This is a genomic window from Halorubrum alkaliphilum (genome assembly GCF_017873815.1).
In the GTDB taxonomy this organism is placed as follows: domain Archaea; phylum Halobacteriota; class Halobacteria; order Halobacteriales; family Haloferacaceae; genus Halorubrum; species Halorubrum alkaliphilum.
The window spans coordinates 1-11,741 of sequence record NZ_JAGGKQ010000042.1 but is presented as its reverse complement, the minus strand read 5'-3'; the positions used below and the strand labels follow the sequence as shown (position 1 = coordinate 11,741).

General features: G+C 53.7%; 14 protein-coding genes. 7 read left to right on the top strand and 7 right to left on the bottom strand.

Annotated elements, in window-relative coordinates:
- Positions 1–73: 73 nt before the first annotated feature.
- Positions 74–235, bottom strand: a complete 162-nt coding sequence (locus J2751_RS15065) for a ribbon-helix-helix domain-containing protein (RefSeq protein WP_209487241.1) — start codon at positions 233–235, stop codon at positions 74–76.
- Between the two features lie 404 nt (positions 236–639).
- Between J2751_RS15065 and J2751_RS15905 the strand changes: the two genes are divergently transcribed.
- Positions 640–927, top strand: coding sequence for a YgaP family membrane protein (locus J2751_RS15905; RefSeq protein WP_394357402.1), 288 nt, complete (start codon positions 640–642; stop codon positions 925–927).
- On the opposite strand, the gene J2751_RS15055 is transcribed toward J2751_RS15905, so the two are convergent.
- Positions 928–2,187: a glycosyltransferase family 2 protein gene (locus J2751_RS15055; RefSeq protein WP_209487237.1), complete on the bottom strand. Its 1,260-nt coding sequence runs from the start codon at positions 2,185–2,187 to the stop codon at positions 928–930.
- A gap of 82 nt (positions 2,188–2,269) precedes the next feature.
- Positions 2,270–3,262 carry a transposase gene (locus tag J2751_RS15050; RefSeq protein ID WP_209487235.1) on the bottom strand — a complete coding sequence of 331 codons (993 nt, stop codon included), beginning with the start codon at positions 3,260–3,262 and terminating at the stop codon, positions 2,270–2,272.
- A gap of 282 nt (positions 3,263–3,544) precedes the next feature.
- Here J2751_RS15050 and J2751_RS15045 point away from each other — a divergent pair, with 282 nt between their 5' ends.
- Both J2751_RS15045 and J2751_RS15040 read left to right on the top strand, forming a co-directional pair.
- Positions 3,545–4,573, top strand: a complete 1,029-nt coding sequence (locus J2751_RS15045) for an alpha-ketoacid dehydrogenase subunit beta (RefSeq protein WP_209487232.1) — start codon at positions 3,545–3,547, stop codon at positions 4,571–4,573.
- Positions 4,570–4,857: a lipoyl domain-containing protein gene (locus J2751_RS15040; RefSeq protein WP_209487231.1), complete on the top strand. Its 288-nt coding sequence runs from the start codon at positions 4,570–4,572 to the stop codon at positions 4,855–4,857. Before J2751_RS15045 ends, J2751_RS15040 begins: the two co-directional genes overlap by 4 nt.
- A gap of 355 nt (positions 4,858–5,212) precedes the next feature.
- On the opposite strand, the gene J2751_RS15035 is transcribed toward J2751_RS15040, so the two are convergent.
- A complete protein-coding gene (locus J2751_RS15035) occupies positions 5,213–5,959 on the bottom strand; it encodes a hypothetical protein (protein WP_209487230.1) in 747 nt (248 codons plus the stop codon).
- Between the two features lie 100 nt (positions 5,960–6,059).
- Here J2751_RS15035 and J2751_RS15030 point away from each other — a divergent pair, with 100 nt between their 5' ends.
- The 3 genes from J2751_RS15030 to J2751_RS15020 all read left to right on the top strand — a co-directional run bounded on the left by J2751_RS15030 (position 6,060) and on the right by J2751_RS15020 (position 7,845).
- Positions 6,060–6,533: an ArsR family transcriptional regulator gene (locus tag J2751_RS15030; protein ID WP_209487229.1), complete on the top strand. Its 474-nt coding sequence runs from the start codon at positions 6,060–6,062 to the stop codon at positions 6,531–6,533.
- Positions 6,534–6,883: 350 nt separating this feature from the next.
- A complete protein-coding gene (locus J2751_RS15025; RefSeq protein ID WP_209487228.1) occupies positions 6,884–7,396 on the top strand; it encodes a winged helix-turn-helix domain-containing protein in 513 nt (170 codons plus the stop codon).
- Positions 7,393–7,845: a hypothetical protein gene (locus tag J2751_RS15020; protein WP_209487227.1), complete on the top strand. Its 453-nt coding sequence runs from the start codon at positions 7,393–7,395 to the stop codon at positions 7,843–7,845. The genes J2751_RS15025 and J2751_RS15020 overlap by 4 nt, the downstream gene beginning before the upstream one ends.
- A 540-nt stretch (positions 7,846–8,385) precedes the next feature.
- Here J2751_RS15020 and J2751_RS15015 read toward each other — a convergent pair.
- Positions 8,386–8,994, bottom strand: coding sequence for a hypothetical protein (locus tag J2751_RS15015; RefSeq protein ID WP_245202868.1), 609 nt, complete (start codon positions 8,992–8,994; stop codon positions 8,386–8,388).
- A gap of 2 nt (positions 8,995–8,996) precedes the next feature.
- Positions 8,997–9,305: a hypothetical protein gene (locus J2751_RS15010; protein WP_209487226.1), complete on the bottom strand. Its 309-nt coding sequence runs from the start codon at positions 9,303–9,305 to the stop codon at positions 8,997–8,999.
- Positions 9,306–9,503: 198 nt separating this feature from the next.
- Between J2751_RS15010 and J2751_RS15005 the strand changes: the two genes are divergently transcribed.
- Positions 9,504–11,216 carry a GLUG motif-containing protein gene (locus tag J2751_RS15005; protein ID WP_209487224.1) on the top strand — a complete coding sequence of 571 codons (1,713 nt, stop codon included), beginning with the start codon at positions 9,504–9,506 and terminating at the stop codon, positions 11,214–11,216.
- A gap of 130 nt (positions 11,217–11,346) precedes the next feature.
- Here J2751_RS15005 and J2751_RS15000 read toward each other — a convergent pair whose 3' ends face one another.
- Entirely contained in the window at positions 11,347–11,643 is a 297-nt protein-coding gene (locus J2751_RS15000; protein ID WP_209487222.1) for a hypothetical protein, read from the bottom strand.
- Between the last annotated feature and the right edge of the window lie 98 nt (positions 11,644–11,741).

Sequence of the window (11,741 nt, the reverse complement as noted above, 5' to 3'; positions counted from 1 at the left end):
AGAAGGCATTCCCGATTCCTGCTGACGGACCATGTGTCCCCCGCGTGTCTCTATCTACGAGACAGTGACGAAATCAGCCCGGGCTAAACACGTACTCCCCTTGGAAGTACGCGGTCAGAATCGCCTCAACAACCTCTGAACGGCTTGCTTGGAGGTCAACGCACTGCTCGGTTAGCTCGTCCAGTTCCTCAACAAGTTCATCCGAAATGGACACACCAAATTCCGTGTTTGACATCGTTTAGACCTCTTGAAAAACGGTTGCAGCTGCTGTAACGTAATTTCACTGTCTCATTTGACTGAAGAGATTCTTCGCGGCACAACCATTTATATACTCGAAACGGGACAGTGTCTTCACTCCCCAGTTTATTATTTATATTGTATCGTTTGACTTGAATAACTTCCTTGTATCCTGTTTTTTCAGCTTCTACCAGGGTGTCATAGAACGGTTGGCATGCCCCTCTCGGGCTCCTCGAATCGTCTGATACAGGCAGCATCAATATCGGATTAGTCCTAATGGCGAAAAGTACCTAATAGAATACTATGGAGTCAGGCGCGGGAGATCTTTGTCAACCAGCTCGACAAAATCGTTAAGACAGCTTCCGTCCGCACAAAACATGGGATTAAACGGCCTCAGTACGTATGATGGGTATGGGAGACCGAGATCAGAACGTTGGCCGATTAGATAGATTGCTTCGAGTACCCCTCGGGGTGTCTGCCGCTGTTATTGCCGGCTGGGTATTTATAGCATACCCACTTGAAGTGGCGGTAGGAGTTTCCGTAATATTGCCGCTGGCTCTGTTGGCAGCAATCCTGCTTATTAGTGCGACAACAGGGACCTGTGGAATCTACGGTGTTTTCGGAATCAACACTTGTGGTGACGAAGTTTGTACTGAAGCTGACTCGGACGAAGCATGGGTAGCAGAATAGTCAGTTCTCATCGGGTTCGGTTTCCGCCTTGGTGTCATACTCGGACTCGTCTTCTGTGAGCTCCGGGTTACGCTCCTCAATGGTCCCCGTGTCGATTGCTGCGGTCTTCTGAGTGACCTCGAAATCGTCTACTGGTTGCATAATTCCCCACAGGGCTCCAAGCGAATGGACAAGCACTGCAAGCGGAGTGACAACAATATATGCCCACCATACCTCGGGATATTTTCGATATTCAACGAGCCCGAAAATCATGTATAGGAAAACGATCCCAAACAGTAGTGCGGAAAGCAAGAGATATACACTGGACGATGGGATTGCTTCTGGAAACACGAAAGCGATGATACCGAATAATGGGATAACCGGTGACAGTGCCCACGTTACGATCCGTGTGAAAATGACTGGTTGATACCTTCGCGGCAGAAGATTGCGATCTTGGATCGTTCCAGAAACCCAGCGACGGCGCTGTTTTATCAGTGATTTGAGCGTCGGTGGTGCTTGATTCCGTGCTTTCACTGTCGCAAGTCGGTAGTCAATATTCGTGCGAGCGGCTGCACGCCAGATGAACGTCGTGTCCTCGGTGATTGACGGAACGTTCCATGTAATCTGCTCTTCTAACTCATGCCGTACGGCAACAGCCCCGCCCCAAGCGTACGCGGGATAGGCGACTTGATGAAACGCTCGTTGCTCGAATTGAAAGCCGATACGGAATATCTCACACACATATGTAAGCCGAGAGTGGGTCCGGAGTGGATGCTCGCTAAGTTGAATAATATCAGCTGCTGGCAACCCTGAAAAGCCACTGAGCAGGGTGTCTTCATCAAGATACAGAACGTATTCCTTCTCACACGGAATCTGTTGGCGGGCCCACTCAATTGCGCGCCCTTTCCGCTGTGCCGCACACTCGAAGTCATCCGGTACGACATGAACGTCAGCCCCGGCAATGTCAATATCTTCCTCAGCGATGACAAGTGGGTCAGTAATCTCGTCGGGAATAGAACTCACCGTTCGCTGTACGGTTTCTTCAGCAGCGATAGTGAGAACCCTGACTTGAATATTGTCCAATCCGACTTCAGTCTGGTTCGTGTCCTGCCAGCCGTACGAAAGAATGAATACCTGTATGAGCCACCATAACGAGGCACCGCCGTACAGCACTAATGTAGCCCAGAGAAAGACACTGAGCAACTGTGCTAACACAGTATCAGGCACGTTCGGAATAAGTAGAAACAGCGGGATAAAACCATGCCGGCCCGTATCAATCATATAACTGGAATAAACGATTCAACGCCGGCATCCTGACTAAAGCGCGCGTTGTATATTATATAGGCGTGTTATAGATTTCTTGTCACACCGTGATGATCGTGCTTCCCGGATTGTCTCCGCGTTCGTAGTTGGTGATTGCGACGACGAGGCGAAGGCACAAGGCAAGAAACACCTGTGCTCGTGCGTGGACGCGGCCTCGGGCGTGCGTCCGCCCGAGGCCGCAGTCTTTTACTGATTCGTTGGTTCGTTCGACTCCTGTCCGGCGGTTGTACGTCTCATCCAACGTGGACTGCTTCAGCTGAACGTCCTCGCTGTGTTGTTCGATGCGGTCTTCGACCCTGTACTCGATGTCCTTCGGGTCGTCGGTGTTTCGCGCGTTGTACGGGGCGACTGGCACGACCCCTGCGGCCAGCAGGTGGTCGTGCCAGTCGAGCGTGTCGTAGGCGCTGTCACCGACCATCCAGATCGGCTTGGTGACGGCGAGCGCGTCACGCGTGACGCGCATCGCCGTCTCCTCTGGCGCTTGCTTACTCTCGGTGAACTCGGCTTTAATCGGGATCTTTTGCCCGGTCGAGACGATTGTACAGCCGTAGCCGTAGTAGTACTCGTCGTCGGTTGGATCGTAGCACTTCGACGCGTCTTGATCGGCGGGCATCGCCCTCACATCGGTTGAATCGATACAATAAGTCAAGTCAAGCAGGCCGCGCCGGGCGGCCTGCTCGACGAGTCGGTCGAACACCTCGTCAACGACGTGTTCGAGGTCGGTGAGAAAGCGATCGACTGCGTCTCTGGACGGCGGTCGATCGAAGCCACAGCTGAGCCAAACGAGCGTGTTCCGAAGTTCTCGCTCAACGAGACGAATGCCGTAGATGTCGTGGTAGTAGCAATGGATGAAGCCACGCATCAACTCTGGTGGTTCGTGCTCTCGTGTTCGCCCCGTCTGCGCCGGGGCGAACACGTCGAACTCTTCGAGAAACTCGAAGGAGAGATGCTCAAACAACGCTAGCGTCTCGGTTTCCGCGACATTGAAGAACGACTCTATCGAAGGATCATCTTGTAGGGTCGCTAAACTCATCCACCTCAGCGTTCACCCTGCTCTTTAGTGTGCTACTCGTTCTATGACACCCTCAGCTTCTACATCAATTCCTTTCTCTCCACTCTTCGATCTGACAGTCGCTCTCCACCAACAATGTGCTACACAAGAGCGAAGTGCCAATTATGTAGAATGAAGGTCACGGAACTGATAGAAAACGTTTCTGAGTTGGAGATTAGGAACGCAAAATAATGCCGTAATGAGATACGAGTGAAAAGAACGAACTTCCGGATTTGACCCGCTTTCAATTACTAGTGACCGAAGATGAGTGAGACAGAAGATGTCATCGACCGTGAGTTGACGATGAGTCGGGCGATGGTCGAATCAATGGCCCACGAGATGCGTGAAAACGAGGACGTGTTCTACATGGGCGAGGATGTCGCCGACTACGGCGGGATTTTCGATAGTACCCAAGGGCTGCTTGACGAATTCGGTCGTGATCGGATCATGGACGTGCCGATCAGCGAGACTGCGTATCTCGGGGCAGCGGTTGGTGCTGCTCAGGAGGGGATGCGCCCGATTGCGGAACTGATGTTCGTGGACTTCTTCGGCGTTGCGATGGATCAGATCTACAATCAACTTGCGAAGAACACGTATATGAGCGGCGGTAACGTGAACGTGCCGCTCGTCCTCACGGCCGCTGTCGGCGGGACGTATAACGATGCGGCCCAGCACTCACAGACCTTGTATGGGACGTTCGCACACATTCCCGGGCTCAAGCTCGTCGTGCCGTCAACGGCCTACGACGCGAAGGGATTGATGCACAACGCGATCCGTGACGACGACCCGGTGATGTATTTATTCCACAAGCGGCTGATGGGAATCGGGTGGATGCCTGCACCTGACGGCCCAAAGACACCGGTCCCAGAGACAGACTACACGATCCCGTTTGGGTCAGCAGATATCAAGCGTGAGGGTGCTGATGTCACCATAGTGACGCTCGGCCTCCACGTTCATCGCGCGCTCGCTGCGGCGAAGTCACTCATGGCCGACGGAATCGACGTCGAAGTCATCGACCTTCGGACGCTAGTACCGCTCGACACCGATACGATCGTCGAGTCGGTTCGAAAGACAGGGCGACTCGTCGTTGTCGACGAGGATTATCAGTCCTTTGGCGTCACCGGTGAGATCATTGCGAGCGTCGCCGATAGAGACCTCGGTGCGCTTGATGCCGTCGAGCGGGTCGCCGTCCCAGACGTTCCAATCCCGTACGCCCGCCCAATGGAAGACGAAGTAATCCCGGACGCTACCGATATCGAGGAAAGTGTTCGAAAAGTTGTATCCCCGAAATGAGTGAACGACGGAGCGTAGCTGACGGTGGCTCGGGGATGCGGGCGGCAGTTCGCGCAACCGGCAACTGGGAGGCTGACGTCGACGAGACCGAGGGCATTCTCGTCGACTGGTTCGCCCGTGAAGGCCGGTCGGTCCAGGAGGGTGACACACTCTGTGAAATACAGGTCGAAAAAGTGAGCGTCGATATTCAAGCGCCTGTCGCTGGGACACTTGACGAAATCGTCGTAGGTGAAGACGACGAGTTCGAGATCGGTGACACGCTCGGATGGATCCGCTCCGAGTGAGGAGCGCCGCGGCGTCTCAAAGAGACAGCGAACGGGGGCAGTGAGATACAGTTTCGTGTGGTCGCGGGATGCCGATCGATCGAAGATTTTCCGGTGTCGTCGTCAGTACCGACTGGTCGGCAACCGCAAGTCAATAGCGGCCACTCGAAGACCGGTTAGTCGTCGAGGCGCTGGAGAAATTGCGTGACATAGGGCCTGTTCTCCCAGCTTCGGTGTGAACTGATCGTTGTGATCAGCGTTCGAGCCTCCTCGTGTCTCATGTACCCGTTTCGAGCGTAATCGACGATGAACCGGGGTGTTGGGACGATCCGTGGCCCCTTTGACATTCTCCTCAGGCTTCAGGCGGAGGAGGATGTCAAAGAACGTGTGACAGCTGCTCTTCGAGTTCTTCCGTCGTCGTCCACGAAAAGCACTGGTCTAGTGATTCAAGATGTACAAGGGAATCGGTTATCAAACCACTATATAACGGCGTACGGCCGCCAAGTTCGGAGTCCACGTACGAGCCAAGGTCCTGTGTCGAAATGTCGAGCCCTTGATCACGAGCGCGTTCAGCGAGCGCAGCAAGTCTCTCGTTAAGATTATCAGCGTGGTACGCTAGTTCGATGGCCCGAGCACGGATCGCGTCTTGTGTGGTGAGTAGAGACTCGTCGTCGTAGCGTTCCTCCAGTACTCGAGGGAAGAGATACGTGCGGTCAAGCAGTGTCGGGCGTTCAACGCGCCCAAACTCGGCGACTGCACCACCAGTATCGTGTTCGAGGATAAGCGGGATCGCATCTGCGTAGAGGGCGTGAAGAAAGAACTTCACTTTGAGATCCGGAATCTTATCCGACACACAGAGGTCGGGTTGCGTGGCGAGGAGGTACGCGTAGGCATCGTGCCGGTGGTTCAGCACGTCAAGCGCTTTATCAAGCCGGTATTTAAATGGAGATTCATAGCTTCCCAGAACGAAATACGTCGAATGTGGTCCGAATAGGTGTTCGTGACGTTCTCTCATATACGAGAGGAGTCGCTCACTATCTACTGGGTCAAGTTCCAACCCGTAGAGAACATCGTCTATGATGAAGTCCGTGAGTTCGTCGGTGTTCTCCGGGATCTTCGCCACGTCAACTAATATGGTAATATTAGTATATAACCATACTGGTCAAACTTAGATAAGTCAATCCCATATGCTTATGCGGACTGCCACTGTACGTTTTGATACAATGGCCGAGATCTCCCCGCACTCCAACGCTGACAGGGAGGAAAACCCCCTCGAACGGCAGCGCGAGTTGATGGAGTTGCTGTCGCAGGAGACCCGGCACAGCATCATTCAGACACTCTTGGGGCATCCAGCAGCCCTCGCGTCAGCGGATGAGATTAACCACTTCATCCCGAACAAATCGAGAAAGACCGTCCAAGAGCAACTGGAGGCCCTCGTTGAAGCAGAGGTGCTTACAATATATGACTATCCGCCGAACAAGGACACGCGCGGGTTACCGTGGAAATTCTACGGCTTCACCGAGCGTGGTGCTGACATCCTCGGGGATTTCAATTACCTCAAAGGTGTCCCGATAGCGCGAGCGGTACACCAAAAAACGCGGAAGCCCAAAAAGATCAAGCGGCATGAGACGGCTCCGCGACCACCTCTTCCAGAGCCGGTTCGTGTTACGTTCCGAATCGACAAAAAAGAAGCGTAACGGGGATCGGCGACGGTTAGAGAGGATCGGCGACGGTCAGTAGCGATCAGCAGACAGGAGTTCCAATCACCCGACTGCGATTCGAGAGTGTCCACGCACGGCGTGCGTATGCGCCAAACGCTGTCGTTGTAGACTACGACTTCGGGTACTTCCCCAGCGGAGTCACGCGCGCATCGCTTCGAATCCGATGGTTCGAGGCCGACGACTTCAGCATCCATCACGTCAACCACAATCTGGACACACCACGAGACGTTAGTGGAGGAAGTAGTCTGACAATGCTCGGCTACAAGCACTGACAGTAGATAGTTTCCTCAAGAAACTATTTGTTTCTTGGCTGCGTAGCACCCAGTATGACCGAGACGTGGGACGACGTCAACGAGCAAGTCAAAGCGGATTGGAAAGACGACACCACGCCGTTCGAGCGGGTGTACGAAATCATCGAACAAACCCACGACGGGGAGTCGGCCGCCGAGATTGCCGACCGCGCCCTCGTGAGCGAGCCGACGGCGCGTCGCCACAGTAAGACACTCGTGAACACCGGGTTCGCCGAGACGGAACAGGACGGCCAAACAACACTGTACAAGCGCAACAGCGACCGGATTTTAATGTCCCGGATCCGGGAGCTACGCAAGGAAGTTACTCGGCCGGAGTTGCTTGACAGCATCCAGGAGATGAAAGCCGAGATCCGGCACTACGAAGACCGGTATGACGTGGTGTCACCAGAGGAACTCGCCCAGCAACTCGACGGCGACGAGACCGAAGGCTGGAACGATCTCACCGCGTGGCGGACAACACGGCAGAACCTCGCAGTCGCCCACGCAGCACTCGCCTACGACGAGGCCAGCCACCAACTCGCTATATGAGCGGCGATGACCGTGCCGGCGAGTTCGGACCGATCTATCTTCCGGCACTCCAACGGATTCGTGACCTCTGGCTCGAGCTTGAGCCGTTAGTCGACGTAACGTCGTACGATGACATCGTCGCCCCCACGGAACTACACATCAGTCTCAGCGATGGGCTCAGCAACGCCGAGAGCGCTCGACTCGATATCCAATGGAGCAAACAGGGAATGTATTCGTTCCACTACGTCGATAGCGACAACGTCAACTGGCGCTTCGATCGCCACCCCAACGCCCACTCACCCGAGATACACTTCCATCCTCCTCCAAACGCCGCCACGACGACCGCCGAGCCATCCTGTATCGACGTGACTGAAGTATCACTCGTCACTCGCGCCATCCACGCGATGTGGCGGGCAGCATACGAGGACGACGACTCAGCCCAGTTGAACAGCGCATCAAACCCGCCGTGAGGCGGCATTATACAGGTCAAGGAGAATACCTGCGGCTTCAGCCGCAGGATGAATCCGACAACTTGGAGTCAATCTACGCTGCAATAGCCATTCTGAGATTTGGCAATCCGTATCTTGAAGCGACAGGCAACCCTGCCTACAGATAGGAATCAGGTCGGGGACAGAGCGGTTCCCACCAGTCCTACGATGGCGGCCTGTCCGCCCCAAGCAATAAGACAGTAATCGGAACCAGTTGGGTGAACGGTCGGTTCCTATAATGAACCGATGCTGTGCCCGACTGCTGTAGGCACCACAGAAAGTAACTCCGAGTCCGCCGAAGTCTGCCAGACTCCCGCGAGGCAAAAACAACTTCGGGGGTCCGAACACGACGGAGGATAGGAGTACCGGGGGCTTGGCACTCCCAGCAGTCCCACCCGCCACAGTCCGTGAACTCCACACGGATTCTCACCGTGTCGGGGTTCGGTAGGACTGCAAACCTGAAACCTCCAACGCTCAGGATTCCTCCGCGTTTACGCGGAGGAGGATGTCAATCAGGAGTGTTCATGGAAGTAGAGCGTTCGGGAGATACTGCGAGCAATCGACCGGGATCGCTTCCCATGCTCCCTGAATCGCTTGATACCCTGTCCAGCCTTCCTCTCGAAGCATCTCGCTACAAGCCTGACAAAACTCCGCTACAGTACACTTCCCCTCGTCTAGTAACAGACACAGCAAAAACGTGGGAGCAACTGCCTTCCCAGTTGTCTCTTCTGCGTCATCGAATACTCGATTAATAGCCCGACGCCCGTATGTATCCATTAAAATAGCGAACCGATACAGCTCTGTATGCTGTTCGATTTCCATCTTCAGAGACTTCTCCCCAGCATCCTCTCCATGTGGTCGAGGAACACACGGAACCGTTGTAAACGACTTCTCCTCGTCATCGAACGGCGCAAGTGCCCTCTTGCTCCCATCGTGAACCCACCGCTCTCTCAACCCTTCAGGCGCGTACTCAGACATCTCCCGAACGTGACGCTTGAGTTCATGAAAACACACGTTAGTCGTCGTCAGCTGGATATTGTCCGTAATTCGAGACCAGAGACCTGTGTTCGCTACAGCGATTAGAGCGTCTGTATCAACGGTAACTGGATGGCGGACATCGTCGTCCACCATCTTCACTTCTGGAAAACGCCACTCGTATCAAGCTCCGCAGCCTCCTCGAAGGCCTCTCGCTCCCGCTCAATTTCTTCCAAGGCATCACCAAGAAGGAGCTCTGTAACTTCTTCAGAAAGCTCTCCCTGCTTGTATCGCTGGTGGAGAGTGATCTTCTCTTCGTCTGAGAGGACTTCTCTGAGTTTCTCTTGAAGACCCTGTCGAGCAAGCTCACTGATGTTGATCCCACCAAGACGCATTTGATCGACAATCTGACTCGCTTTCTTCTCAGTTTCCCCCCGAAACTGTATTTTGTCGTTGTTTGTGGCCATCTTACCCAACATCCTCTCTCCACCGTCATAGATGTTGTGACGAGCCATCCATGTCAGTACAACCTCTCAATAGTCAATACGCACTCTTCAGCGACCAGCTGTTTCAGACGATAGTATGTCTGAATGATACGACTCCACTCTTCCGAGGGTTCTTGCTGAATTGTCTTCCTTTATATTTGATGAGTCTCTACCACAATCATGAAACGGAGAAGTGTGCTTGCCCTCGCTGGCTCTGTCACAGCCGTTAGTTTTTCAGGATGCTCAAGCACTCAAGAGGAACCGAACGATCAGACTGCAGACCGAAGTGATGATGATGGAGATGATGATGAGCCTGACGTTGAGGATGGTGACACAAGCGAATCGAATACTTCGTCTTCTGACTGTGACGAAGTAGAATATGAGGAAGAGGATGGGTACATTCTCATCAGTAATATCACCCAACTACAATGCATCGGAGACGCGGATGATGCCCCACTCGATGGTGATTATAAGTTAACACAAAATATTGATGCGAGTGAGACAGAGCAATGGAACGATGGGGCGGGATTCGATCCGATTGGGGAGTGCGACCTTCTCGAGGGAGAATGCCAGGGAGAAATATTTACAGGACGATTTGACGGAAACGGGTATGAGATTGTGGGACTTTATATCGATCGGACAGATGAGATTGGACTGTTCAGTAGTGTTGATTCCAGGGATCTAATGCCCGCAGCAAGCAATATTAAAAATGTTACCTTGGTTGATGTAAACGTCAGTGGAGAATCCAGAGTCGGGGGGCTTGTCGGCGTAAGCGACGCGGGACGTATTACTAACGCTTCTGTTACTGGAGTTATAAACGGAAACGAAAGCGTCGGGGGGCTTGTTGGATTCAACAATACTGATGCAGAAGTTGTTGATTCGGATGCCGAAGTCGACGTAACTGGAGAGTCACTAGTCGGCGGACTTGTCGGATGGAACACTGACGATACCACGTTTGATGGACAGATAGAGGGGTCGTCTGCGACTGGACGTGTTGAAGGGGACGAACGAGTCGGAGGGCTTGTCGGAAATAATGGTGGGGATATTGAAAATTCACATACGGAGGTCGATGTAACTGGGAACGAACGAGTCGGGGGACTCGTCGGAGACAATACATTCGGACGAACAACTGGCTCTCACTCGAGGAATGAAGTATCCGGGGAGGAACAAGTAGGAGGGCTCGTCGGTTTCAGCAGGGAAGGAGATGTATTCGATTCGTATGCTGCGGGTGATGTAACTGGAGACGAACGAGTTGGAGGACTGGTCGGAGAAAATAGAGGAAGAGTGGAAGAATCATATGCCGAAGGAACAGTAACTGGAGATGATGCTGTTGGCGGACTTGCTGGACGGAATGGTGTTGTTAGAGTTAGTGATGATGGAGAAATACGAGATTCATATGCGACTGGAATGGTAACCGGGAACGAAGATGCCGGTGGACTTGTCGGAGATAATGGTTCTGAGGGAGAGATAACCACTTCATACGCGACAGGGAATGTAACTAGCGATGGATTTGGCGCTGGTGGGCTCGTTGGAACCAATAGTAGCGGTAGCAGTAGTGGAAATATTTTGCAGTCGTATGCGATGGGAGATGTAGTCGGAGACGCTCACGTAGGCGGGCTTGTTGGATTCAACGGTGATGGAACAGTAAGCGAGACGTATGCGACGGGAGGTGTTACTGCCGGCGATTTTGTGGGCGGTCTTATCGGAGATAATATCGACGGAAGTATTACAGCGTCGTACTGGGACACAGCGTCTTCAGGACTCGATGAATCAGCTGGTGGAGAGGGATTAGCTACTTCAGAGATGCAGGGGCCGGAAGCCGAATCGAACATGGATGGGTTTGACTTTGAAAATGTATGGAACACAACTCCCGCCTACCCGGAATTTGACTAGGATAGCCTGTTGCATCTTCAATATCAGTTCGCACGACGTGACTGGGTAGCCTCGGTCCAACCGGCTGGAGACAAGACGTGGCAGATTGGCGTTCATTTTGCTAATAGGCTCTGTTGAAATCCTCCGAGAGTTACGGGTCACTCCCTTCGGTGTAGGCGTGTAGCGTTGTGTCGGTGGTGCCGATGAGGGAGTCGCGGATATCGGCTTCGTGCCATCCGATGGGTGCGAGGATGCTTTCGATGGCGCGTACGGCGGCGTCTGCGTACCAGTCGTGGTCGTACCGGTCAGTGTGTTCGTGTGCGAGTCGGACGCGTCCTGCGCCGGTCCCGTCGGCGTCAACGACGACGTACCGGACTGTCTGGCCTGGTGAGAACCCTGTTCCGTGGAGGGATGCGCGTTTGAGTGCTGCTACAGTGACGGTTTCCATCGTGGTACGTGTTTAGCCCGGGCTGATTTCGTCACTGTCTCGTAGATAGAGACACGCGGGGGACACATGGTCCGTCAGCAGGAATCGGGAATGCCTTC